This is a genomic window from Geosporobacter ferrireducens (assembly GCF_001750685.1).
In the GTDB taxonomy this organism is placed as follows: Bacteria; Bacillota; Clostridia; order Peptostreptococcales; family Thermotaleaceae; genus Geosporobacter; species Geosporobacter ferrireducens.
Window position 1 is genome coordinate 3,521,921 of sequence record NZ_CP017269.1, and the last position, 24,138, is coordinate 3,546,058.

Below are 24,138 nucleotides of genomic sequence, written 5' to 3' on the forward strand. Positions count from 1 at the left end.
TTCAAAAAGTTGGGGATGTAGCTCAGCTGGGAGAGCACCTGCCTTGCACGCAGGGGGTCAGGAGTTCGATCCTCCTCATCTCCACCAACATGTACCTTGAAAACTGAACAATGAAGAGAGAATCAAAATACAATTTCTGGTCAAGTTATAAAGAGCATAGGGCGAATGCCTTGGCACCAGGAGCCGAAGAAGGACGCGGTAAGCTGCGATAAGCCTCGGGAAGCCGCAAGCAGGCATTGATCCGGGGATTTCCGAATGGGGGAACCCAGCTGGGGTAATACCCAGTTACCCACTACTCAATCCATAGGTAGTGAGGAGGCATACCGGGGGAACTGAAACATCTAAGTACCCTGAGGAAGAGAAAGAAAACTCGATTCCCTAAGTAGCGGCGAGCGAAAGGGGATTAGCCCAAACCAAGAAGATTTCTTCTTGGGGTTGCGGATATACTCGTTAAGAGATGGCAGTTGTAGTCGAAGCGGTCTGGAAAGGCCCACCATAGGAGGTAAGAGTCCTGTAGATGAAACGACTAAAGTCTTGAGTATACTCCAGAGTACCACGAGACACGTGAAACCTTGTGGGAAGCAGGGGGGACCACCCCCCAAGGCTAAATACTACCTGGTGACCGATAGCGTATAGTACCGTGAGGGAAAGGTGAAAAGAACCCCGGGAGGGGAGTGAAAGAGAACCTGAAACCCTATGTTTACAAGCAGTGAAAGTCCTTTATATGGACGATCGCGTACTTTTTGTAGAACGGGCCAACGAGTTACGGTATGCAGCAAGGTTAAGCTGTTATGCAGCGGAGCCGCAGCGAAAGCGAGTCTTAAGAGGGCGATACAGTTGCATGCCGTAGACCCGAAACCGGGTGACCTATCCATGAGCAGGATGAAGCGGAAGTAAAATTTCGTGGAGGTCCGAACCCATGTCTGTTGAAAAAGGCTGGGATGACTTGTGGATAGCGGAGAAATTCCAATCGAACCCGGAGATAGCTGGTTCTCCCCGAAATAGCTTTAGGGCTAGCCTCAAATGAAGAGATGCGGAGGTAGAGCACTGAATAGCCTAGGGGCCCTCACCGGTTACCAAAGCTTATCAAACTCCGAATGCCGTATTCTTATATTTGGGAGTCAGACTACGTGAGATAAGTTTCGTGGTCAAAAGGGAAACAGCCCAGACCGTCAGCTAAGGTCCCAAAGTACAGGTTAAGTGGAAAAGGATGTGGGATTGCACAGACAACTAGGATGTTGGCTTAGAAGCAGCCACTCATTTAAAGAGTGCGTAATAGCTCACTAGTCGAGTGATCCTGCGCCAAAGATGTCCGGGGCTCAAACCTGTCACCGAAGCTACGGCAGCGCGTCAGCGCTGGGTAGGGGAGCATTGTATGCGGGTAGAAGTCACACCGTAAGGAGTGGTGGACTGCATACAAGAGAGAATGTTGGCATGAGTAGCGAGAGGTGGGTGAGAATCCCACCCGTCGAAAACCTAAGGTTTCCTGAGGAAGGTTCGTCCGCTCAGGGTTAGTCGGGACCTAAGCCGAGGACGAAAGTCGTAGGCGATGGACAACAGGTTGAAATTCCTGTACCACCGAAGATTGTTTGAGCAATGGGGTGACACAGGAGGATAGGTCATGCGCACCGTTGGTCGTGTGCGTCTAAGCCCGTAGGGAGTTAGGATAGGCAAATCCGTTCTAACAATCCTAAAAGGTGATGGGGAGTGAAATTTAAGTAGCGAACTGACTGATTCCACACTGTCAAGAAAAGCCTCTAGTTAGATCTAGGTGCCCGTACCGCAAACCGACACAGGTAGGTGAGGAGAGAATCCTAAGACGAGCGAGAGAACTATTGTTAAGGAACTCGGCAAAATGACCCCGTAACTTCGGGAGAAGGGGTGCCACGGTAGGGTGTTAAAGCCCGAGGTGGCCGCAGAGAATAGGCCCAAGCGACTGTTTAACAAAAACACAGGTCTCTGCTAAGTCGAAAGACGATGTATAGGGGCTGACGCCTGCCCGGTGCTGGAAGGTTAAGGGGACGTGTTAACCGCAAGGTGAAGCACTGAACTTAAGCCCCAGTAAACGGCGGCCGTAACTATAACGGTCCTAAGGTAGCGAAATTCCTTGTCGGGTAAGTTCCGACCCGCACGAAAGGCGTAACGATTTGGGCACTGTCTCAACAATAGACTCGGTGAAATTGTAGTACCAGTGAAGATGCTGGTTACCCGCAGCAGGACGGAAAGACCCCGTGGAGCTTTACTGTAGCCTGACACTGGATTTTGGTATTGCATGTACAGGATAGGTGGGAGACTTGGAAGCTTGGACGCCAGTCTAGGTGGAGTCAACCTTGGGATACCACTCTTGTAATACTGGAGTTCTAACCATAAGCCGTGAATCCGGCTTTGGGACACTGTCAGGTGGGCAGTTTGACTGGGGCGGTCGCCTCCCAAAAAGTAACGGAGGCGCCCAAAGGTTCCCTCAGCGCGGTTGGAAATCGCGCGTAGAGTGTAAAGGCAGAAGGGAGCTTGATTGCGAGACGTACAGGTCGAGCAAGGACGAAAGTCGGGCTTAGTGATCCGGTGGTTCCGAGTGGAAGGGCCATCGCTCAACGGATAAAAGCTACCCCGGGGATAACAGGCTTATCTCCCCCAAGAGTCCACATCGACGGGGAGGTTTGGCACCTCGATGTCGGCTCGTCTCATCCTGGGGCTGTAGTAGGTCCCAAGGGTTGGGCTGTTCGCCCATTAAAGAGGCACGCGAGCTGGGTTCAGAACGTCGTGAGACAGTTCGGTCCCTATCCGCTGTGGGCGCAGGAAATTTGAGAGGAGCTGTCCTTAGTACGAGAGGACCGGGATGGACGTACCTCTGGTGTATCAGTTGTTCCGCCAGGAGCACGGCTGAGTAGCTATGTACGGACGGGATAAGCGCTGAAGGCATCTAAGCGCGAAGCCCCCCTCAAGATTAGATTTCCCATCCGCAAGGAGTAAGACCCCAGATAGACTATCTGGTTGATAGGTCGGAGGTGTAAGGGCAGTAATGTCTTCAGCTGACCGATACTAATAGGTCGAGGACTTGACCAAATGTATTTTTTCTCTAACTTCATGGTTCAGTTTTGAAGGTATATGCCTTCTAACTTCATAAAATCCAGTGACTACAGCGAAGGGGTCACACCTGTTCCCATACCGAACACAGCAGTTAAGCCCTTCAGCGCTGATGGTACTTAGGCGGAAGCGCCTTGGGAGAGTAGGTCGTTGCTGGTTTAGGCATTCCAGAGTAGCTCAATGGTGGAGCACCCGGCTGTTAACCGGTAGGTTGAGGGTTCGAGTCCCCCCTCTGGAGCCATTATAAGTTTTTTAAGCAAGGTCGCATAGCTCAGCTGGGAGAGCACCTGCCTTACAAGCAGGGGGTCATAGGTTCGATCCCTATTGCGACCACCATTTTTTTATTTTGCGGGTGTGGCGGAATTGGCAGACGCACTAGACTTAGGATCTAGCGCCATGTGCGTGGGGGTTCAAGTCCCTCCACCCGCACCAAATTTATTGGGGTATAGCCAAGTCGGTAAGGCACCAGACTTTGACTCTGGCATTCGTTGGTTCGAGTCCAGCTACCCCAGCCATTAGGGAGAAGTACTCAAGTAGGCTGAAGAGGACGGTTTGCTAAACCGTTAGGCCGGGAAACTGGTGCGAGGGTTCGAATCCCTCCTTCTCCGCCAGTCATAAGCAAAAAATACCTACCTTCATGAAGGTAGGTATTTTTTTACCTAGTAAACAGTTTTATGTTATGCTAGACAGTAAATAGAATAGAGAAGTAAAAAAAAGTGATATAATAATGTCATTGAGGTTGAAGAAAGATCGATGGAGGATATAGAATGAGAAGAAGAAAGAAGCCAGGTTCCGAGGAAAAACTCTTAAGTAAAGATAAGCTGGTGGTGGCGGAACCGGAAAGATACAAAGGTACATGGCATACATACTTTCAACAAAAAGGGGAAATCCATGTGGAGATTGGAACCGGGAGGGGTCAGTTTCTAACGACTATGGCAGAAAGAAATCCTCATATTAACTATGTTGGCATAGAGATGAAGGAAGAAGTGCTATTGCAAGCGGTGATAAAGGCTGAAGAAAAAAAGCTGCAAAACATTGCTTTTTTATGGCTTGATGCCAATCGGTTAACGGAAATTTTTGAAGATAGTGAGCTGCAGCGCATGTTTATTAATTTCTGTGATCCATGGCCTAAAAATCGGTGGGCTAAACGGAGGCTAACCTATCGCGGTTTTTTAGAAATCTATAAAAATCTGTTGGCTGCAAGTGGAGAGATTCATTTTAAGACAGATAATGCAAAGTTATTCGAATTTTCCTTAAATGAATTTTCACATTGTGATTTTCAACTGAAAAAAATCACTTTTGATTTACATCAGAGTGATCTTCAAGAAAATATTACAACAGAGTATGAAGATAAATTTGTCCAGATGGGAAAGCCTATCTATCGCTGTGAAGCACGAAAAAGAAATTGACAAAGTTTTTAGTCTATGGTGGAATGGATGTATCAGTAAGTTTTATATAAAAATAGATATGGGTTATGTATGGAGAGGTGTTTATATGAGTCGTATAGGAAATAAGATTAAAGAAGAGCGAATAAAACGGGGTTTATCACCAAAACAGCTAGGGAAAAAATGTGGCGTTACAGAATCCTTTATTCTAGAAGTGGAAAGTGGAAAAAAAATTATTAACGAGCGTTTGATTGAACAAATCTCAAAGGCATTAGGGGTTAATCTAGAAGAAAACATTATACTTGAGCCCGCCAATGAGGAAAGAATAGAAGCGCCAAAGGCAAAAAAAATAGAAACTCCCGCCGTAAAACGAGAGGCAGTAGAGCCGCTAGAACAATGGGACAATGCATTGGCCAATATTATTAAAAAAATACCTATTTATGATATTCAAATGGAACAAGTTAAAGGACATAAGAGTTTTCCGATCATTGATCGTAAGGTAGAAGGTGTGAATCCTGACAAACTTGTATATATAGAAATTCCTGACCAAAATATGAGTGGTTTTCGAATGCAGAAAGGAGATAGAACGCTTGTGTTTTTGAATAATCAGTGGGTAGATAATAGTTTTTTGCTGCTAGAAACTGAAGGAAACAAAATGATCCGAAAGGTTAAGCGCGCAGAAGGTAATAAAATTCAATTGATCTCTAATGTTCATGAACCAAAGTCCATCATAAAAGAAATGAAAGAGGTAAAAATATTAGGTAGATGTATGCGCATTGAAATAGATCTAGTAAAGAATTAAGGTAGAGCGGGTAGTAATAAATAAGGAGGCTTCTTATGGTCAGTGTGTCGAATAGATAGGAACTGTCATGGAGGCCTTTTTCTAATAAAGGAAACCATTGAGAGTTCTCATCGTATAATGGGTATTATATAGAAGTACATAGAAAAGAGGAGGTGGTAAATGTGTGCAGAAGAAGTAAAAGGCTCATCGGCTTAATTATTTTGTTATTAATGTTCACCCCTCTTTTTACCTCAATTACTGCATTAGGGCACATGGCAATGGATAAAGCACAGTTGAGGGATCATGCTCAAATTCAGGAAGAGGATATAACGAATGGTAGCATGGCAGAGAGATTTAAGGAATTTAGAAGAGTGATGGGAATCGTTTTTACGATTTATACGGTTTTTATCGCTATCCTGATTTTTATGGAAAATAAAAATCCAACTAAGACGATTTCCTGGTTATTAGTATTGGTATTGATACCTGTAATTGGATTTATATTCTACTTATTTTTAGGACATAGTTTTCGAAAGGAAAATATATTTAGAAAAAAACGGGTAAAAAACTTTGAACAATTAGAAGAAGTAGCTAAAATTCAGCAAGAGGCGATTCGGCAGAAACAGTTATTTTTTGAGGATGATAGTTTGGTGAAAAAAAGATTAATTAGTTTGATTTTAAACAATGCAAAATCTCCCTTTACGGTTAACAATCGTGTTACAGTACTAACCAATGGAGTAGAGACTTTTGAAAGCATTGTAGAAGCCTTAGAAAAGGCAAAAGATCATATACATTTGGAGTATTTTATTATTAAAGATGATGTTATCGGTGGAGTCATCAAGAAATTGCTCATGGAGAAAGCCCGTAAGGGTGTAAAAGTCAGGGTGATCTATGATAGCGTAGGCAGTTGGAAGCTGGGCAAAGCCTATCTTGAGGAAATGAAAGAAGCAGGTGTAGAGATCTACGGCTTCTTACCTGTATTCTTCCCCTTGTTAAGCAGAGAACTAAACTATAGAAACCATCGAAAAATTATTGTTATTGATGGAAAAATCGGTTTTCTAGGTGGAATTAACATTGGAGACGAATATCTGGGAAATAATTCATATCTTGGATTTTGGCGGGATACGCATCTGGAAATTGAGGGAGAAGCGGTCTATGGTTTGCAAAATATATTTTTAGGAGACTGGGAATTTGTTACAAAGGAACACATCGCTTTCAACGAAACTTATTATCCAAAGCTGGATTATTATGGGGAGCAATTGATTCAAATTACAGGCAGTGGCCCAGATTCCGATTGGCAGTCGATTATGCAGGCCTATTTTGCCATCATCTCTTCAGCAGAGGATCGTATATGGATCAACACACCTTACCTTGTACCGGATGAAAGCATTATGATGGCGCTAAAAACAGCGGCTTTAAGCGGTATCGATGTACGGATTATTTTGCCCAGCAGACCCGATCATAAAACTGTATTTTGGGCATCCATGGCTAATATTGAAGACTTATTAATGGCTGGCGTAAGAATATATAAATATCAGAAAGGATTTACCCACGCAAAAATTCTATTGGCAGACGGCAGTGCAGCTTCTATAGGAACTGCAAATTTAGATATTCGCAGCTTCCAAATAAATTTTGAAGTAAATGCCTTTGTTTATGATAAGGAAATTGTGATGCGTATGGAGAAAGACTTCTTAGCTGATATAGAAGACAGCAAGGAGGTATTATTGGAGGCCCATTTACAAAGACCGCTTTCTGAAAAGATAAAGGAAGCAACAGGGAGGCTTTTTTCTCCTCTGCTATAGCATTGCAAGGACCGCTGAGAAAGGAAAATATTCTATAGGTAATCCCATGAACCGGTTAGCGATTCATGGGATTTTATAAGTTTATCCCCGGGTAGCTTTTGCACGGGCGTGCTTGTCTAATAATTTTTTTCGAAGTCGAATATTTTTGGGTGTAACCTCTACTAGTTCGTCATCAGCAATGAATTCTAAGGCTTGTTCTAAGGAGAGTTTCTTAGGAGGAACCAGACGCATGGAATCATCTGAGCCAGAAGCACGGACATTTGTCAACTGCTTACGTTTGCATACATTTACAGCAATGTCTCCAGCCCTGGCATTTTCTCCTACAATCATTCCCTCATAGACCTCTGTACCAGGAACAATGAAAAGGCTTCCCCTTTCTTGGGCATTGTATAAACCATAGGTTACGGCTGTTCCACTTTCAAAAGCAACCAGTGAGCCTCTGGAGCGAGACTTGATTTCTCCTTTGTGTGGGGCATAGCCATCGAAGATATGATTGAGAATTCCATTACCGCGAGTATCCGTCATAAATTCAGAGCGATAGCCGATTAATCCCCTTGCAGGGATTCGGAATTCAAGCTTTATAGAGCCGTTACTATTGGTAAACATGTTGATCATTTCGCCTTTTCGTTGCCCAAGTGTTTCAATGACAACACCCATAAATTCTTCCGGCGTTTCGATGGTCACATGCTCCATAGGCTCACATAATGCGCCATCAATGGTCCGCATAATAACTTCGGGCTTAGATACAGAAAGCTCATAGCCTTCCCGGCGCATAGTCTCAATCAGAATGGATAAATGAAGCTCGCCGCGACCAGAAACTTTAAAGGAATCAGGAGAATCTGTGTCCTCAACGCGCAGGGCAACATTTGAAAGTAATTCTCGCTGGAGACGATCCCGTAGATGCCTACTGGTAACAAATTGTCCATCTTTGCCTGCAAAAGGACTATCGTTAACGATAAAATACATAGCAATGGTAGGTTCATCTATTTTAATAAATGGAAGCGGCTCAATCTTATCAGTAGAGCAGACCGTTTCGCCGATGTTCAAGGATTCGATTCCGGCAATAGCCACAATCTCTCCAAATTGTGCTTCTTCCATCTCTACCTTGTTTAGTCCGTGATAGGCATAGAGTTTACTGATCCTAAAGTTTTTAAACTGACCATCTGCAGTACATAATACTGCTTCTTGGTTTTTTCGAATGCTGCCCCGGGTAATTTTCCCGATACCGATACGGCCAACGTATTTATCATAATCGATGGAAGAGATTGTTAACTGTAAACCATCTTCCAGAATGCCTTCAGGTGCAGGCACCTCTGCTAAAATCATATCCAGCAAAGGGTGCATATCTTGATTGGTATCTGTAATTTCATATCTAGCGATTCCCTGCTTTGCTGATGCGTAGACAACTGGAAACTCCAATTGCTCATCATCGGCACCAAGGTCTATGAAAAGATCTAGTACTTCGTCTACAACGGCTTCACATCTTGCTTCCGGTCGGTCTATTTTGTTAATTACAACTACTGGCTTTATTCCAGATTCGAGGGCTTTTCTTAATACAAATTTGGTTTGAGGCATGGGGCCCTCGAAGGCATCTACTAAAAGGAGAACACCATCTACCATTTTCATAATCCGCTCTACCTCGCCGCCGAAATCTGCATGGCCGGGTGTATCTACAATGTTGATTTTTACATCTTTATAGAGAATAGATGTGTTCTTGGCCAAAATGGTGATTCCTCTTTCGCGCTCAAGGTCATTTGAGTCCATTACACGCTCATCTATCTGCTCATTGCTGCGAAAGGTTCCGCTTTGCTTTAGCATTTCATCTACTAAAGTCGTTTTCCCATGGTCAACATGGGCGATAATAGCAATATTTCGAATATTGTGCTGAATCATTAGAAACTTCCTCTCTTATAAATTATCCACATGACATTGTACCATGAAGCCGGGAAAAAATACAATCATTCCGGCGTTAATTCATAAGAATATTTTGTCCAAATCATGGAAAGAAGATGTGATTTTGACTTATGGTGAGAAACATGATAATGTATGAGATGAAAGAATTTTGTGTCGGCGGAACGACTATAATTAGCATAGAAGGTGAGAGACAGGTTATGAAAATTGGAGTAGGGGTCTTTTGGGAAAAGTTTATAAAAGATCAGGAATTTTATATGAAAACTTACGACTGTTTAGAAATACAGGATTTCGTAATGCCTGATAATCTGGATCTTGGCCGAGAGCATATCATTAAACAGTATCAGCAGCAGCTCCAAGGCTATAAAGGAATTCTCACAGTACACGGTCCATATATTGACCTTCAGCCTACAAGCTTTGATCCTCTTATCCGTCAAGCGAGCAGTGCCAGATATCATCAATGCTTGGAAGCGGCAGCTGCGCTAAAGTGCAAGTATATGATTATTCATTCATCCTATGATCCAATGAAGACCTATGATGATGGATATGACGAATACTTTATAGATCAGAATACAAACTTTTGGAAAGAAAATATAGGTGCATTTGAAGCATATAATGTTACCGTTGTTTTAGAGAACATACATGATAAAGGCCATCAGCTGATAAGAAAAGTATTGGAGAAGGTCAACTCACCTTTTTTAGGAGCCTGCTTGGATACAGGACATGCCCATGCTTTGGTGAAAACAGACCTGTTACCCTGGCTGGAAGGGTATGAACATTGGTTAAAATATATTCATCTCCATGATAATTTTGGGGAGAGAGATCAACATTTATCAGTGGGAGAAGGAAGTATTAACTTTGCTGGCTTCTTTAAAAAACTAAAAGAGATGAATTATGATTCTATTTTAATGAATGAAATTTTTGGAGGGGTAGAGGCGCAAAAAAGGAATCTGGAAAATTTATATGCATTTTTAAAATAACAAAAGGAGCCATTAGGCTCCTATTGCTTTTTTAAATCTTCCATTAATTCATTGATTAATTCTTTTACAGACATTAATCGATCAACTCTGTGTACCTTTGCACCAGCAAAGGCAAAACCCATATCCAGATTACCTTTCTGAGCATTAATCAGGGCGTCGGCAATACAATATAAGGTTTCGGCAGGATTACAAGGCTTCAGACAGTTAATACATTTGATGCCCTTAGGCTTCTCATTTTTATAAACCTTTTCCAGAAAGGTATTTCGAATCGCTCTACCAGGCATGCCTACAGGGCTCTTGATGATCATTACATCTTCTTCCTTGGCATCAATATAGGCCTGCTTAAATTCGGGAGAGGCGTCACATTCATAGGTAGCAACAAAACGTGTAGACATCTGTACACCAGAAGCACCCGCTTCCAGCAATGCAGCGATATCTGCTCCATCATAGACGCCACCGCCTGCGATCACAGGAATTTTCCGATCATATTTTTCTTCAAAGGGCTTTATTGCTTCTAATACTTCTTGTACCAGTCTTTTCAACGAAAAGTCTTCTATACGCTCCAATTCTTCTACTGAAAAACCTAAATGACCTCCAGCTTCTGGGCCTTCTACAACAATGGCATCAGGAAGATAACTGTGCTTTCGATCCCATTGTTTACAAATCAATTGAGCAACCTTGCCAGAGGATACAATAGGGGCAATTTTCGTCATAGAGTCCTTTACAAGTTCAGGCAACTTCATTGGCAGCCCTGCACCAGCAAAAATAACATCAATTTTTTCTTTGACAGCTGCTTTCACCATATCATCAAAATTGTTAATGGCCGTCATAATATTCACACCAATAATTCCTTGAGGGGCCAGCTCTCTAGCACGGCGGATATGATGGATCAATCCGTCTATATTAGCTTGGAACTTGTTCTTAGAATAGTGCTCTAAAGTAAATCCAGGTTCGATCCCTGAAATTACACCAATGGCGCCACAGTTGGCAACCGCGGCAGCCAGACTTGATAGAGAGATTCCGACACCCATTCCACCCTGCACAATGGGAACTTTTGCAGTCAAGTGTCCTATTTTTAATTCCGGTATAATCATTTCAACACTCCATTCCTATGAAATAAGGTATTTACAACAATTATATACTAAATTTAGTAGCTTCTCAAATGATTCTTTCCCATTCTATAAATCCTATGCATAGAATGGGGAGAGTTAGAAGGTTCTGAGGATAAATCATATATTGAGAATAAGGCTTAAGGCAGTTATGATTTCAAAATAGGCCAGGAGATGTATTGATATTTTTGTAAAATATCAAAATAATGGTTTGTACAGTAAAAAATTACAAGGAACAATTTAGAAATTTTTGAAAATATTTGTTGCAATACAAATATGTACGTATTATAATATAATGGAATATATAGCGTTTATAACTACACCCTTCCCAAATCAATGGCTAGGTTGTTTAAAAAAGTAATGTTATATGTTCTATAATCCATTGATGAAGGGAGGTTGTTTTAATGTTCCAAGATAAAACAATCGAATGTAAAGACTGTGGTGTAGAGTTTACTTTTACTGCAGGAGAGCAACAATTCTATGCAGAAAAGGGCTTCGACAATGAGCCTAAGAAATGTAAAGAATGTCGCCAAAAGGCAAAGAGAAATTTCTCAAAACCAAATAATGGTGGACAAAGAAGATCTTACGACAGATAGTACAAATAACCCACACCGGAAGGTGTGGGTTTTGTATTGGATTAAAGGATATTATTGTTATATTAAGATCGGCAGTGTATTGGCACCATAGGGCATTAAAGTAATTTTAGGATGTTCTCCGGTCAGAGAATAAGCCAGGGATAGAGCTTCTTCTGGAGATTTAACCGGGATAAAGCCAAGCTTCTTGACAACTTTCTCCTCTAGAGCAGATACGAGGATCAGCTTACGATACTTTGCCACGTAAGCTGCTTTATAGGCTGCATATCCTGGAACTGTAAAGTTTTGCTTTAAAGCAGCTTCCATTTTTTCTAAGGTATCATATTGAAACCATTGTAAGAATTCATCTGCCCCAAGACCATCCCTACATTCTGCCAAGAGTAGGATAACACTGTCTTCCTTGCCGCCAAAAATACAATTATCCATGGTTTTTACCGATTGATAAAGGTTGATATCTTTTGGATACCCTCCAGCAGAAGCAATAATCAGGTCTGCCTTTTGTTGTACTTCAACACCATAGAGCTGACGGATGATATTACAGCCTTTCAGCCATGCGGTCTCAAAATCTCCTGCTACAAATTCAATAAAGTTTCCCTCTGCATCTAAAACAGCATTGAAGAGGAAGTCTGGATTAACCTTGCGGCAAATTTCAGTGATGTCCTGCCGCATAGGATTGCCTTCAATCTTATTGGAACAGGCATCAGGATTGAGACCTGCACTTTCTCCTTCATAGAAGGTTAGGCGGTGATTGTGCTGAATCGTATCTAAACCAGCTACGCCAGGAACCATTCCTTTCGCACCGCCACCAAAGCCTGCAAACAGATGAAAGACAATGCCTCCAGTTAAAATGACACGATCAGCAGCCACCACTTTTTTATGAATATAAATGGGTGTGCCAGCACTGGAGGTACCTAGATAAGAAAGTTGTTCAGGATCAAAGCAGTCATGGTCATAGACCGCAATTCGATTATATATTTCATCGCCTACAATCAGCTGTTTTTCCTCTTCTGTAGAGGGGCGGTGGGTACCCAGGGCAATGAGTACTGAAATATCCTGATCTGAGATACCTAGATCGTTGAGATAGTTTATAATATGGATTAAAAACTGATTGGTTCGAATCCAGGCCCGTGTGATATCACTGACGATTAATAGTACATTTTCACCCGGATTTATGATTCGCTCCAATGGCGGTGTGCCAATAGGATTCATTAAAGCCTCAATACATTTTTTTTGAACATCTGTAATGGGATCTGCATAACGAGGCTTTAAGATGTGAAGAAGGTCTTCACTTTGGATTTCAAAATTACATAATGTGCTGCCATATTTAAATGAATATTCAGACATGTAATCGCCTCCTAGAAACCTGCAACAACCGAACCGTCAAAGGTTTCTTCAATAAAGATTTTTATTGCATCCGACTGATATACTTCAATCAGTTGTTGAATGCGAGGATCATCCTTTGAGCCATCGTTTCTTACTGCAATTACATTTACCCATGGAGAATCCTTTGGTTCAATAAAAATAGAATCTTTAACAGGGTTTAGGCCTGCTTCGATGGCAAAGTTTGTATTGACTGCGGCAGCAGTTACATCAGGAAGTGAACGAGCTACCATTGGTGCTTCCAATTCGATAAAGTTTAGATTTAGAGGATTTTCAGCAATATCCTTTACTGTACTAGCAAGTCCAGACCCTTCTTTGAGCTTGATAATACCAGCAGATTGTAAAAGAATCAATGATCTTGCTCCGTTTGTCGGATCATTAGGAAGTGAGACTTTATCTCCAGCTTTCAATTCAGATAAGGATTTAATTTTGTTAGAATATATACCCATTGGGAAGTTTACCGTGCTGGCGATAGAAATCAAATCCATTTTTTGATCTGCATTGAATTTGTCTAAATAAGGCTGATGCTGGTAACTATTTACATCCAGTTGTTTTTCAAATAAGTGGATATTCGGCTGCACGTAATCACTAAATACCGTTAATTGTATATCTAAACCTTGATCTTTTGCTAGTTCCTTAACTTTTTCCATAATTTGTTCGTGGGGACCTGCAGTTACACCAACCTTTAAGGGGCCAGTAGTAGTGGATGCAGCAGGTTTGCTGCCGCATCCGCTCAATAGTGCTGTTAACAACAGTAAACATAAAGATAATGATAATATTTTTTTCACGTAAAACACTCCTTTTATGATAATTTAATTGAGTCCAATATTTGGGGGAACGAAACGACCAATCCTCAAAGTGTTTGGACGAGTAGGTAAGGCGGTTTGTATATGCTTTTGTAAATATAGTGCAACTGATCTGTGGCAGTAGTTGCTGTAGCGTTCCTGTAAATGAAGGGCTAGACAGGAAATCCTATGAAATAAGATGGATTGGTTGACACGTTCACCTCCTTTAGAGTAATAAAAAAAGCCTTTCCGACAGATAGAAAGACTTTTGGTTTCATTTACTATCTCCCAGAATAAATTCTGCAGGATTTAGCACCGTGCTCATAAAAAAAATGCCGGTTGCCGGGTTTCATAGGGCCAGTCCCTCCACCACTCTTGATAGGAATATTCAATTGATTTGATTATAGAGATTTACAAAATAAATGTCAATAGCATTTTAAAAAATAAATTTTATTATTTACAGCGGTAAAGTATGAAAATGTTTTCTTCAAGGCTTACAGGGAATAAAAATTATTATAAAAAAAAGCCGCAGAGATTGCGGCTCATTGAAACTTATTCAAATTTGGCTATAGCTTTTACAAATTTTTCAGGAACAAGGGCACATTGTTTCTCTGGAACAGAACATACGGCAAAGCGGATGCCTTTACCCATAGGAACTGCAAAAATCAGATCTTTCTGAAGTTCCTGTGTAACTGCTTCAGGATTACTGCAAGGAATGGTAATAAAGAAACCTGCCTTATAAGGGCACACCTTCAAATTTACTTTACGGGCATTTTCCATGAATGCAGCTGCACGCTGAGATAACATTTGCTGCAGTATGCTTCTTTCAGTTTCTACTTTTTTTAGCAGATCGGGATTTTCAAATATTTGTGCCAATACAGTCATGGCTGGACGTGTACCATTAGACCATACACCACGGTTAGAGAATTGATTTGCAGCTTTAAATTCTTCAGCCACATCCTGATTGGACGTAATGCAAATCATTGCACCACAGCGCATGCCGTATAAAGTATAACCTTTCGACATACTGAAAGCCACAATGGTTAGAATGTTTTCAGGAAGACCTCCGAACAGCTTCATAAAAGATCTACATTCATTCGTCTTACCAGCAAAATCTATATAAGCAATGTCTACAAACAGGGTGATCTTCTTTTCTGCGTTGGCTGCTTTTTGTTTTAAAAATGACAATACAGCTTCCCATTCTTCATTGGATAGACTATAGCCGGTAGGATTGTTTGCGGGACTGTTTAGCAGGATCACTAATTGATCTTGTTTCTGCAGGAGTTCTTCCACTGTTTTGCAAAAAGCCTCAATATGAAAATGATCATTTTCGTCAAATAAGGTATAGGTAGAGATAAAACGACCATGCTCTTCGGCAATGGTTTTATAAGGTCCCCAATACCAGTCGGGTGTTAGAATATGATCACCGGCATTAGAATAATTCCAGACGGTATGACGAATAGCTCCGCTGCCCCCGGGTGTAGCAATAGCCTCAATATATCCTTCTGGTGTTTGATCACGAAAAACAGCTTTTTTAGCAGCTTCCAGAAAATTGGGAAGACCTGCAATGGGTGCATAAGCAGCGTACTCTACAGCAGGAAGTCCTCTCAACAATTCAATAACACTAGGAATGATAGAAAGTTTTCCGTCATCCTCTAATAATGCACCTACCGAAGCATTAACAACTTTATCGGCACCGTGTACTTTGGCAGCTTGCTGGGCTGCATTATTAATTGCAAAGATACTGTCTTCTCCAGCTGGTCTTCTAGAATGGGCTGCTACCATAGAAAATTTTGTAGACATGATATTTCCTCCTCTTAACAACAGCATGATGGATATCATTTTCTGAATATTATATCTGTATACTTATTGATTGTCAACGGCTTAGCCGTTGATTGAAATTATGAAAAATTTTTTGCATATTGATATATATCACAGAAATAAGCTTCCGAAGGCAGTATAATAAAGACATAAACATAGAAAAAGAGGAGGAATAGAAAATGACTGTAAGAAAAATTGTTTATATAGATGAAGAAAAATGCAATGGATGTGGATTATGTGTACCATCTTGTGCAGAAGGTGCAATCAAAATCATCGATGGTAAAGCAAAGCTGATTGCAGATAATTTATGCGACGGATTAGGTGCATGCCTTGGAGACTGTCCCAAAGATGCAATATTGATAATTGAGCGGGATGCAGCTGAATTTGATGAAGAGGCTGTAAAAGACCATCTGGAAAAAGAAAATAAGCCGAAATTGCAGCATACTCATGTGAACCACGGCCACAGTCATGGACATGGAGGTTGCCCTGGTAGCAAGCTGAGAAGCTTCAATCAGGAACAGAAAACTGCTGTGACGGAGATTTCACAAGGAGATATTGAGATCAAAATTAAATCCCAGCTAACCCAATGGCCTGTACAGCTGATGCTGGTACCACCAACGGCACCTTATTTCCAGGATGCAGATTTATTGGTTACGGCCGACTGTGTACCCTTTGCCTATCCAAATTATCACTTAGAGCTATTGAAGGGTAAAAAAGTTGTAATCGGTTGTCCTAAGCTGGATGATGTTGCTCTCTATGCAGAAAAGCTGACACAGATCATAAAGATGAATAACATAAAGAGCGTTACCGTAGCCTTCATGGAAGTGCCTTGTTGCACCGGCATCGTCAGAGCCGTGGAAAAGGCAGTAGCGGATGCAGGAAATAATGTATCCATTAAAAGAGTCCGCATTGGGATTGAAGGAGAAGCTACAAAGCTGTAATGTAAAAAAGCAAAGCGAGTACTACGCTTTGCTTTTTTACATTACAGTTGTTTTACATTTTCCAGTTTTAAGGACTTTTTTTAAAACAACTGGTATAATATAGGAGCATGGTTATTTTTGGAAAGGAGTGAGCAGATGACGTCATTTTTTTACATTCTTTTTGGTGTAGGAGCGCTTTATACCATTGTAACCTTTCTTCTAGGGCAGTTGTTAGATTTTATGGATTTTGATGCAGATTTTGATGATGAGGGACTCTTTAACATGCATGTTTCTCCCTTCAAACCTATGATTATCGCTGCATTTCTAACGTCTTTTGGCGGATTTGGATTGATTTTTCAACATAAGAAGGATTGGCATTCAATGCAAATCATTACTGCTGCACTCCTAGCCGCTTTGGCAATTGCAGCTGTACTTTATTATTTTGTGCTGGTGCCGTTGCATAGAGTTCAAAATACTAGTGCCGTGGAACAAAAGAATTTAATTGGCCAGCGTGCAAAAGTAACCTTGAGCATTAAAGAAAAAAAGTTCGGCAAAATCAGTTATACAGTTGGCGGTAATATTTACTCTGCTCCTGCAAAGGCTTTGGGAGACAAAGAATTTATAGCAGGAGAAGAAGTAATTATTATAGATATACAAAAAAATGTCTTTTTCGTAGACAAAATTTAAAGGGGGAAAGCTGATGAATATTAGTGAGTTTGTAGGATTTGTACCATTTGTCATTGTATTGGTAATCATTCTATTGCTATTTGGTTTGATTATCATGTGGAGAAAGGTTTCTCAGGATAAGGCATTGGTCGTAACTGGTTTAAGAAAAAGGGTAATTTCTGGAGGCGGGGGTTTTGTGATTCCGCTGCTTGAAAAGACGGATGTAATTTCATTAGAAAATATGAAAATATATGTCAAGACCGATGGTGCCCTTACGGAACAAGGGGTCGACATTAAAGCAGATGGTGTAGCTGTAATGAAGGTCAAGTCTGACACAGAATCTATATTGGCTGCAGTGGAACAATTTAATACAGGCAATGAAAAAGAAACCATAGAAGTCATTAAAGATACTGCCAGAGACGTGCTGGAAGGAAAACTAAGAGAAATTATCTCTACGATGACTGTAGAAGATATATACAAAAATCGTGAAAAATTTGCTTCACAGGTTCAAGAGGTAGCTGCCGTGGATTTGGCGGACATGGGACTTGAAATTAAAGCTTTTACGATTCGAGATATTTCAGATAACAACGGTTATTTGGAAGCTTTAGGGAAGAAGCGGATTGCGGAAGTAAAGCGTGATGCAGAAATTGCAGAAGCCAGTGCAAAAAAAGAGACCAAAATAAAAACAGCTCAAGCAAATAGAGAAGGGGAAGAAGCAAGACTGATCGCAGAAACCCAAATTGCAGAAGCCTCAAAGGCAAAGGAATTAAAGGTACAGGAATATCGGAGAGAGCAGGAGACTGAAAAAGCGAAGGCTGATATGGCCTATGAGATTGAAACCAGCAAGGTACAACAGGATGCAGAAAAAGAAAAAATGCAGGTTTTGATTGTAAAGAAACAAAAGGAAATCGAATTGGCAGAACAAGAAGCTTTACGGAAAGAAAGAGAACTGGAAGCAGTAATTAAAAAGCAAGCGGATGCAGAAAAATATAGTGCCGAAAAGAAGACCGAAGCAGAACGATATAAAGAAGTCCAAGATGCATTGGCGGAAGCAGAGGGGATCAAGGCCCTAGGTTTAGCGAAAGCAGAAGCTAAGCGGGCTGAAGGAATTGCAGAGGTAGAGATTATCCGGGAAAAAGGGAAAGCCGAAGCGGAAGCCATGTTGAAAAAGGCTGAAGCCTTTAAGCAGTACAATGAAGCCGCAGTAACCCAGATGATTATTGAGAAATTACCGGAGCTAGCCAAAGCTGTTGCTGAGCCACTTAGCAAGACAGATAAAATTGTTATCGTGGATTCCGGAGAAAATGGAAAGGGCGCAGGAAAGGTTACCGGATATGTAACAGATATCATATCTACGCTTCCGGAAACAGTAAATGCGATCACTGGGATTGATCTGACAGAATTGATTAAGCATAAGGCTAAGCCTGTACCTGCATCTATATCTACACCTACACCAGAAAAGACCGTAAGTGAAGATACAACTTTATAAATAATTTGAACCTCGATTCCGAGGTTCATTTTTATGAGATGATTTAAAAGTCCTGTGCATGGGTAATATGTAAAGGAAAAATAATATGGAAGGAGATTTTTTGATGACACAAACAAGAAAAGGTCTTATAACGATGAAGGGAAACCCATTAACCCTGTTGGGTAACGAAATAAAGGCAGGAGATCAGGCACCGAATTTTACTGTGGTTCAAAATGACCTGCAGCCCTATACATTAAAAGATGCGGGAGATAAGATAAAGATTATTAGTGTAGTTCCATCCATTGATACAGGTGTTTGTGAACTCCAGACCATTCATTTCAATGAAGAGGCAGCAGCATTAGGAGATGTACTTATTTTGACTATTAGTGTAGACTTGCCTTTTGCACAAAAAAGATTTTGTGGAGCTAAGGGTATAGATAAGGTGATCACATTATCAGATCATAAAGACCTGTCCTTTGGGCTACAATATGGTTTTGTGATTGAAGAACTTAGATTATTAAGCCGGGGTATCGTGGTCTTAGATCGCGAGAACAGGGTAGTTTATGTAGAGTATGTAAAAGAAGTAGCATCGGAGCCAGACTATGATCGTGCAATAGAAGCTGTGAAAAAATTGCTTTAGCGTAAAAACTCACCTAACAAGGTGAGTTTTTTATTTTGGATAAACAGGACTCTGTAGAGTGAAAATAAAGGTAAGAATGTAATGGATAGGGAGGACTCAAATGGAACGGGCAATTGATCATAAGGTTCAAGATTATAGAATGATGGTTTTTGGTGAAGTAGTCAAATTGGCATGGGCAGGTAAGCTTAAACATGAGGCGGATGAATTGCCGGAGAAAATATTGAAAGGACATATCCAAGATGAAAAAGAGAGGAGGATTGTTGAGAATCATATTCGCATTAGTATGGGCTTAGATCCTTTGACTGGTGATGCATATCACAGATTAGAAGAGGATGTAGACAGTGCAATGAATCAGGATAGAATTAAAGCACCTTTGGTATCGGTCATTGAAGATGTTTGTGAAACTTGTAGAAGGCATCCCGGAAATGAAACAGCGGCAGAGAGAGAAAATTGTCCCCGTGAGTATCTAGATTGTACCGAAGAAGCGCATCGATGCATAGGGTGTGGCCGCTGTATTGGAGACTGCCCATTAGGTGCTATTTCTGACAAAATTGAGTTCCTGCCTGTGGTAAAGTTGCTGAAAGAGCAGCAAGCGCCGGTTTTTGCAGCTATAGCACCTGCTTATGTAGGGCAGTTTGGACGTGGCGTAACACCAGGGAAAATCAGAAATGCTTTAAAAAGGCTGGGGTTTACGGATATGGTGGAAGTAGCTGTATTTGCCGATATATTAACGGTAAAAGAGGCCTATGAGTTTGATCATATGGTGAGAACAGAAGAAGACTACTTGATCACCAGTTGCTGCTGTCCTGTATGGGTGGGGATGATTCAAAAAAATTATAAGGAAATTGCAGAGCATGTTTCACCATCCGTATCTCCTATGATTGCATCAGGAAGAGTATTAAAAGCATTAAATCCAACTGCCAGAGTCGTATTTATAGGGCCTTGCATTGCTAAAAAAGCAGAGGCCAAGATCCCGGAACTGGAAGGTGCTATTGATTATGTACTGACATTTCGGGAGTTGAAAGAAATATTTGCTGTGCTGGAGATTGATTTGGAAACATTGGATGAAGAAAATAGAGAGGAAGCATCTTTTGCCGGTAGAGTTTATGCTAGAACGGGAGGTGTAAGCAAGGCAGTAGAGCGCTCGGTAGAACGGGTATTAAAGCGTAATATTCCATTTAAATCTATTAGCTTTGAAGGAACTGGAGAGTGCAAAGCTGGTTTAGAAAAACTCATTAAAGGTGAAATAAAGGCTAACTTTATAGAAGGCATGGGCTGTACAGGTGGTTGCGTTGGAGGGCCGAGAGCTGTTGTATCCATTGAGGAGGGAAAAAAGGCAGTAGATGTATATAGTCTTCAAACCCAAATGGAAACACCCTTTGACAATGATAACGTATTACAGCTTATAACCAGATTAGGAATAAAACGATGGGAAGCATTAGAAATCGATGAAGAAGAACATGTCCGGGGGCTTTTGAGCAGAAGATTGGGGGAAGGAAACTATTTACAATAATATCCATAATATGGTATTATGTCATAAAATATGAGATAATAATAAAAAGGGGGGAGCTTGTATGAAGTGGATATTTCATTTGATTAAACAAATGATCATTAGCTTAATGGCTGCTGGTGGTGTTATCTTAATTCTCTATATAGTAGACATAACCCTATGGAAGGGAATGCTGGGAATTGGGATTTTTTCTATTACAATTGGCATTCTAGGTGCTTTTGGAGGAGATCTGACCATATCCGGATTTATGTCCCAGCCTTCAAAAAATAGTGGATTGCCGCAGGCTGCCTATCGTATTGATTTAACAGGACCTAAAGAATTTATGGATTATGACAGAAGCAATAAACAGTTGGATCTGAACTTTGCAGTACTGCTAATATTTATGGGTTTGATTTTAACCGTTGCAGGATTTTATGTAGAAGCAGTGAACCAATGATTTGTTGACATAAAAAATGAAAGTTGATATAATTGGTTTATTATTTTTAAGAATTTTAAGATAATGACCACAAGATTTATGGTTCTGCAAGGGGGAAAAATATGGATGTACGAAGCATTCCCAATCTATTAGATATTAAGGAGTATCCGGAAAAAGAGATTAAGAGAATTTTAGATAAAGAACTAATTGTTAAGTTATCAAATAATGAAAATGTTTATGGACCCTCTCCAAAGGCCCTAGAGGTTATCAAGGATGCTGTTGAAAATTTACAGTTTTATCCAGACCCTCAGGCTGCCAGTCTGAAACGTAAGCTTTGCAATCTCTGGAACATTCAAATAGAAGAAATTCTTATCGGCAACGGGGCCGACGAAGTCATTGACCTAATTGTTAGAGCCCTGCTGCAGGAAGGCGATGAGGCAATCATACCTACGCCTACCTATGACAACTACGCAGTAGCAGTTAGTCGCTGCCGGGGAATCTGCAAATTTCTAGATATGCGAATGGGCAATTTTGATTTGGAAGAGATACAAGGTGCAATTACAGAGAAGACGAAGATGATTTTTTTGTGTAACCCAAACAACCCTACAGGGGCTTTTATATCAGGACTGGCTTTAGAAAGGTTTATAGAGGCATTACCTGAGCATGTGATACTGGTATTGGATGAGGCCTATGCAGAGTATGAGTGCAGCCATGTTAGCGGTATTCGATATATAAATAAAAAGAATATATTGGCAATCAGGACATTTTCTAAGATCTATGGGCTGGCTGCCTGCAGAATCGGATATGTTGCAGGAAAAAGTACCCTTATCAAAAAATTGAATGATGCACGATTGCTTTTTAATACAAATACATTGGGATTAATTGCAGCAGAGGCAAGCTTGGAAGATCCTATTCATATCGGTAAAATCAAGTATTCTAATCAGAAGAGTAAGGCGTTGATGATTAGACAGTTGGAAAAACAAGGTATATCCTATTTTAATTCAAGCGGCAACTTTATTATGATTAATACAGGTATAGACAGCATCAATATATATGTACGTCTGTTAGAGCGTGGGATCGTAGTGAAACCTATTCTTCATGAGAAATATCGGACCTGTATTAGAGTAACCTTGGGAACAGATGAGATGAATAATTATTTTTTGGATGCCCTTTTTGGAATTGTGTACCAACACGAATGAAAAAACTTAATCAAACCCCCTCATAATTCTATGAGGGGGTTTGATTAAGTTTCTGCATATTTTTAAAACTCAAAAGTTTCTCCAGGCTTAAGAATAATTGCTTCTGCATTCTTTACTTGTTCTTTAAAGATTTCTGGATCTGCAGTAATCACAGGAAATGTTCCATAATGCATTGGGATTACCTTTTTTGGCTGTACAAAGTCAACTGCCCGTGCAGCATCTTCAATATCCATGGTGAAGTTGCCGCCGATAGGCAATAGAGCCACATCGATATTCTCAATAGCCAAAAGCTGCATATCCATAGTCAGGCCCGTGTCTCCGGCATGGTACAATTTCTTTCCGTTAACTTCTATGACAAAACCGCAGGGGTTGCCGCCGTATATGAGGCCGCTAATGGTTTCAATGCCTGAACCGTGAAGTGCGGGAGTCATTTTAACTTTTCCGAAATCGAATTTTGTTCTTCCTCCAATGTGCATCGGGTGCGTGGGAACACCTTTTCCACTTAAGTAATTAGCAATCTCATAGTTGGTGATAACGGTTGCATTAGTACGATTGGCAATGGTTACCGTATCTCCTAAATGATCACCATGACCATGGGTAACAAATATATGGGTTATATCATTAAAATCAGAGGCCTTTACCGGTGCATTAGGATTATTGGATATAAAAGGGTCTATAAGGGCTTTAAAGTCTCCTTCCTCTACATAAAAAGATGCATGGCCTAAGTATCGTAGTTTCATTCTGATCATCTCCTTCGGGTTCAATAGTTTCTATTTTTATCATACCATAAATTAAATAATTTAACCAAATTTATGAAAAGAAGCGTGAAAATGTTTTAACCGTATTGCTTGACAAAACGTATAATATTCTCGTATATCATATCTTTTTCGCTGCTATAATGCAGCTGATGGTTGCTGTTTTCATAATAGTAGAGCTCCTTCTCATTAGAAGGAATTTCGTTATAGATAAATTGGGCACTTTTAGCTTTTACGATAGGATCTTTTTTGCCCTGAACGATCATTGCGGGCATATCCAGCTGGGGAATTAAGCGCTTTGAATGATGAAGCAAAATACGAAAATTCAGGTTGGCAACCATAGGCGTGAAGCAGGAATAGAAATATTCTTTTAAACGTTGGACGTCCCGCATCCGAATTTTTAAGAGAAGGTCCTCCTTCAGATTTTTAAAATCAATACAATAGATTGGTGTACTCATTGTTACAATGCATTTAGGCTTATACTTATGTGCCAGCTGAAAGGTCAATAATCCTCCCATAGAATAGCCAATAATTGTAATTTCATCAGACTGCTTTGATAGTTCTATATATGCATCTTCTACAGATTTCATCCATTTTTCGCAAGAAGAATATCTAAGATTTTTTCGGATACCGCCATGACCATGCAAAATAGGACAGAGGGTATAAAAACCTTCATTTTGCAAACGCTGGGCTAAGGGTTCAACTTCAAAGGGACCGCCGGTGTATCCGTGGATCAATAAACATCCTTTCATACTAAAGCACCTCCAACTTCTATTATCCAAAGTAAAATTTTTTAATTCAGCAGAACTTTTCTTCATTAACATAGTATTAACAAAACCGGCAGTTCCATATGTTATAATGCAGAAGAAATTACTTAAGAAGAATTTGTCAAAATATAAATGATAATTTGTAAACATGAATGATGTGTTATGCAGAA

General features: G+C 40.6%; 19 protein-coding genes, 6 tRNA genes, 2 rRNA genes and 1 riboswitch. Of the genes, 20 read left to right on the forward strand and 7 right to left on the reverse strand.

Features of this window, described 5'->3' with window-relative positions:
- Positions 1 to 11: 11 nt before the first annotated feature.
- The 11 genes from Gferi_RS16475 (at position 12) to cls (ending at position 7,049) form a co-directional block, all read left to right on the forward strand.
- Positions 12 to 87, forward strand: a tRNA-Ala gene (locus tag Gferi_RS16475).
- Positions 88 to 138: 51 nt separating this feature from the next.
- Positions 139 to 3,063: ribosomal RNA gene (locus Gferi_RS16480) — 23S ribosomal RNA — on the forward strand.
- Positions 3,064 to 3,126: 63 nt separating this feature from the next.
- A 5S ribosomal RNA gene (gene rrf / locus Gferi_RS16485) occupies positions 3,127 to 3,243 on the forward strand.
- Positions 3,244 to 3,250: 7 nt separating this feature from the next.
- Positions 3,251 to 3,325, forward strand: a tRNA-Asn gene (locus Gferi_RS16490).
- A gap of 19 nt (positions 3,326 to 3,344) precedes the next feature.
- Positions 3,345 to 3,420, forward strand: a tRNA-Val gene (locus Gferi_RS16495).
- Positions 3,421 to 3,432: 12 nt separating this feature from the next.
- Positions 3,433 to 3,516: transfer RNA gene (locus tag Gferi_RS16500), tRNA-Leu, on the forward strand.
- A 7-nt stretch (positions 3,517 to 3,523) separates the two neighbouring features.
- Positions 3,524 to 3,599, forward strand: a tRNA-Gln gene (locus tag Gferi_RS16505).
- Between the two features lie 4 nt (positions 3,600 to 3,603).
- A tRNA-Ser gene (locus Gferi_RS16510) sits at positions 3,604 to 3,695 on the forward strand.
- A 156-nt stretch (positions 3,696 to 3,851) separates the two neighbouring features.
- Entirely contained in the window at positions 3,852 to 4,493 is a 642-nt protein-coding gene (trmB, locus tag Gferi_RS16515; RefSeq protein WP_069978397.1) for a tRNA (guanosine(46)-N7)-methyltransferase TrmB, read from the forward strand.
- A gap of 85 nt (positions 4,494 to 4,578) precedes the next feature.
- Positions 4,579 to 5,271 carry a helix-turn-helix domain-containing protein gene (locus Gferi_RS16520; protein WP_069978399.1) on the forward strand — a complete coding sequence of 231 codons (693 nt, stop codon included), beginning with the start codon at positions 4,579 to 4,581 and terminating at the stop codon, positions 5,269 to 5,271.
- A gap of 161 nt (positions 5,272 to 5,432) precedes the next feature.
- Positions 5,433 to 7,049: a cardiolipin synthase gene (gene cls / locus Gferi_RS16525; RefSeq protein WP_236932613.1), complete on the forward strand. Its 1,617-nt coding sequence runs from the start codon at positions 5,433 to 5,435 to the stop codon at positions 7,047 to 7,049.
- An 81-nt stretch (positions 7,050 to 7,130) separates the two neighbouring features.
- On the opposite strand, the gene typA is transcribed toward cls, so the two are convergent.
- The gene (typA, locus tag Gferi_RS16530; RefSeq protein WP_069978402.1) at positions 7,131 to 8,942 is read right to left on the reverse strand and encodes a translational GTPase TypA; all 1,812 of its coding nucleotides are present in this window, start codon (positions 8,940 to 8,942) and stop codon (positions 7,131 to 7,133) included.
- A 149-nt stretch (positions 8,943 to 9,091) separates the two neighbouring features.
- Between typA and Gferi_RS16535 the strand changes: the two genes are divergently transcribed.
- The gene (locus tag Gferi_RS16535; protein ID WP_169833007.1) at positions 9,092 to 9,940 is read left to right on the forward strand and encodes a sugar phosphate isomerase/epimerase family protein; all 849 of its coding nucleotides are present in this window, start codon (positions 9,092 to 9,094) and stop codon (positions 9,938 to 9,940) included.
- Between the two features lie 20 nt (positions 9,941 to 9,960).
- Here Gferi_RS16535 and Gferi_RS16540 read toward each other — a convergent pair whose 3' ends face one another.
- On the reverse strand, positions 9,961 to 11,034 hold the full coding sequence (locus tag Gferi_RS16540; RefSeq protein ID WP_069978413.1) for an NAD(P)H-dependent flavin oxidoreductase: 1,074 nt from the start codon (positions 11,032 to 11,034) through the stop codon (positions 9,961 to 9,963).
- A 419-nt stretch (positions 11,035 to 11,453) separates the two neighbouring features.
- On the opposite strand from Gferi_RS16540, the gene Gferi_RS16545 reads away from it, so the two are divergent.
- On the forward strand, positions 11,454 to 11,645 hold the full coding sequence (locus tag Gferi_RS16545; RefSeq protein ID WP_069978415.1) for a zinc-ribbon domain-containing protein: 192 nt from the start codon (positions 11,454 to 11,456) through the stop codon (positions 11,643 to 11,645).
- Between the two features lie 57 nt (positions 11,646 to 11,702).
- On the opposite strand, the gene larAH10 is transcribed toward Gferi_RS16545, so the two are convergent.
- The 3 genes from larAH10 to Gferi_RS16560 form a co-directional block, all read right to left on the reverse strand.
- Complete coding sequence (larAH10, locus tag Gferi_RS16550) at positions 11,703 to 12,986, reverse strand: NPN-dependent 2-hydroxyacid racemase, LarAH10 family (protein WP_069978417.1); 1,284 nt, start codon at positions 12,984 to 12,986, stop codon at positions 11,703 to 11,705.
- A gap of 11 nt (positions 12,987 to 12,997) precedes the next feature.
- Entirely contained in the window at positions 12,998 to 13,810 is an 813-nt protein-coding gene (locus Gferi_RS16555) for a MetQ/NlpA family ABC transporter substrate-binding protein (protein ID WP_069978418.1), read from the reverse strand.
- Between the two features lie 275 nt (positions 13,811 to 14,085).
- Positions 14,086 to 14,192, reverse strand: a riboswitch (SAM riboswitch).
- A gap of 167 nt (positions 14,193 to 14,359) precedes the next feature.
- The gene (locus Gferi_RS16560) at positions 14,360 to 15,610 is read right to left on the reverse strand and encodes a pyridoxal phosphate-dependent aminotransferase (protein WP_069978420.1); all 1,251 of its coding nucleotides are present in this window, start codon (positions 15,608 to 15,610) and stop codon (positions 14,360 to 14,362) included.
- A gap of 197 nt (positions 15,611 to 15,807) precedes the next feature.
- On the opposite strand from Gferi_RS16560, the gene Gferi_RS16565 reads away from it, so the two are divergent.
- The 7 genes from Gferi_RS16565 to hisC all read left to right on the forward strand — a co-directional run bounded on the left by Gferi_RS16565 (position 15,808) and on the right by hisC (position 22,446).
- Positions 15,808 to 16,569, forward strand: coding sequence for an ATP-binding protein (locus tag Gferi_RS16565; protein WP_069978422.1), 762 nt, complete (start codon positions 15,808 to 15,810; stop codon positions 16,567 to 16,569).
- Between the two features lie 135 nt (positions 16,570 to 16,704).
- Positions 16,705 to 17,235: an NfeD family protein gene (locus tag Gferi_RS16570; RefSeq protein ID WP_069978424.1), complete on the forward strand. Its 531-nt coding sequence runs from the start codon at positions 16,705 to 16,707 to the stop codon at positions 17,233 to 17,235.
- Between the two features lie 13 nt (positions 17,236 to 17,248).
- Positions 17,249 to 18,703 carry a flotillin family protein gene (locus Gferi_RS16575; protein WP_069978426.1) on the forward strand — a complete coding sequence of 485 codons (1,455 nt, stop codon included), beginning with the start codon at positions 17,249 to 17,251 and terminating at the stop codon, positions 18,701 to 18,703.
- Positions 18,704 to 18,806: 103 nt separating this feature from the next.
- The gene (tpx, locus tag Gferi_RS16580) at positions 18,807 to 19,322 is read left to right on the forward strand and encodes a thiol peroxidase (RefSeq protein ID WP_069978428.1); all 516 of its coding nucleotides are present in this window, start codon (positions 18,807 to 18,809) and stop codon (positions 19,320 to 19,322) included.
- A gap of 100 nt (positions 19,323 to 19,422) precedes the next feature.
- Positions 19,423 to 20,835 (forward strand): [Fe-Fe] hydrogenase large subunit C-terminal domain-containing protein, encoded by a 1,413-nt coding sequence (locus tag Gferi_RS16585; protein WP_069978434.1) that lies wholly within the window; start codon positions 19,423 to 19,425, stop codon positions 20,833 to 20,835.
- Positions 20,836 to 20,896: 61 nt separating this feature from the next.
- Positions 20,897 to 21,268 (forward strand): hypothetical protein, encoded by a 372-nt coding sequence (locus tag Gferi_RS16590; protein WP_069978436.1) that lies wholly within the window; start codon positions 20,897 to 20,899, stop codon positions 21,266 to 21,268.
- Positions 21,269 to 21,369: 101 nt separating this feature from the next.
- Positions 21,370 to 22,446: a histidinol-phosphate transaminase gene (gene hisC, locus Gferi_RS16595; RefSeq protein ID WP_069978438.1), complete on the forward strand. Its 1,077-nt coding sequence runs from the start codon at positions 21,370 to 21,372 to the stop codon at positions 22,444 to 22,446.
- A 62-nt stretch (positions 22,447 to 22,508) separates the two neighbouring features.
- Here the strand turns inward: hisC and Gferi_RS16600 are convergent, their stop codons facing one another.
- The gene (locus Gferi_RS16600) at positions 22,509 to 23,186 is read right to left on the reverse strand and encodes a metal-dependent hydrolase (protein WP_069978440.1); all 678 of its coding nucleotides are present in this window, start codon (positions 23,184 to 23,186) and stop codon (positions 22,509 to 22,511) included.
- A 95-nt stretch (positions 23,187 to 23,281) separates the two neighbouring features.
- Positions 23,282 to 23,953: an alpha/beta hydrolase gene (locus tag Gferi_RS16605; protein ID WP_069978442.1), complete on the reverse strand. Its 672-nt coding sequence runs from the start codon at positions 23,951 to 23,953 to the stop codon at positions 23,282 to 23,284.
- Positions 23,954 to 24,138: the final 185 nt, after the last annotated feature.

Coding starts and splice junctions, on each gene's coding strand:
- trmB (WP_069978397.1), top strand. CDS start 3,852: ATGAGAAGAAGAAAGAAGCCAGGTTCCGAGGAAAAACTCTTAAGTAAA.
- Gferi_RS16605 (WP_069978442.1), bottom strand. CDS start 23,953: ATGAAAGGATGTTTATTGATCCACGGATACACCGGCGGTCCCTTTGAA.
- Gferi_RS16600 (WP_069978440.1), bottom strand. CDS start 23,186: ATGAAACTACGATACTTAGGCCATGCATCTTTTTATGTAGAGGAAGGA.
- Gferi_RS16540 (WP_069978413.1), bottom strand. CDS start 11,034: ATGATTATACCGGAATTAAAAATAGGACACTTGACTGCAAAAGTTCCC.
- Gferi_RS16570 (WP_069978424.1), top strand. CDS start 16,705: ATGACGTCATTTTTTTACATTCTTTTTGGTGTAGGAGCGCTTTATACC.
- Gferi_RS16585 (WP_069978434.1), top strand. CDS start 19,423: ATGGAACGGGCAATTGATCATAAGGTTCAAGATTATAGAATGATGGTT.
- Gferi_RS16560 (WP_069978420.1), bottom strand. CDS start 15,610: ATGTCTACAAAATTTTCTATGGTAGCAGCCCATTCTAGAAGACCAGCT.
- typA (WP_069978402.1), bottom strand. CDS start 8,942: ATGATTCAGCACAATATTCGAAATATTGCTATTATCGCCCATGTTGAC.
- Gferi_RS16590 (WP_069978436.1), top strand. CDS start 20,897: ATGAAGTGGATATTTCATTTGATTAAACAAATGATCATTAGCTTAATG.
- Gferi_RS16575 (WP_069978426.1), top strand. CDS start 17,249: ATGAATATTAGTGAGTTTGTAGGATTTGTACCATTTGTCATTGTATTG.
- larAH10 (WP_069978417.1), bottom strand. CDS start 12,986: ATGTCTGAATATTCATTTAAATATGGCAGCACATTATGTAATTTTGAA.
- Gferi_RS16565 (WP_069978422.1), top strand. CDS start 15,808: ATGACTGTAAGAAAAATTGTTTATATAGATGAAGAAAAATGCAATGGA.
- Gferi_RS16520 (WP_069978399.1), top strand. CDS start 4,579: ATGAGTCGTATAGGAAATAAGATTAAAGAAGAGCGAATAAAACGGGGT.
- Gferi_RS16535 (WP_169833007.1), top strand. CDS start 9,092: ATGTATGAGATGAAAGAATTTTGTGTCGGCGGAACGACTATAATTAGC.
- hisC (WP_069978438.1), top strand. CDS start 21,370: ATGGATGTACGAAGCATTCCCAATCTATTAGATATTAAGGAGTATCCG.
- Gferi_RS16545 (WP_069978415.1), top strand. CDS start 11,454: ATGTTCCAAGATAAAACAATCGAATGTAAAGACTGTGGTGTAGAGTTT.
- tpx (WP_069978428.1), top strand. CDS start 18,807: ATGACACAAACAAGAAAAGGTCTTATAACGATGAAGGGAAACCCATTA.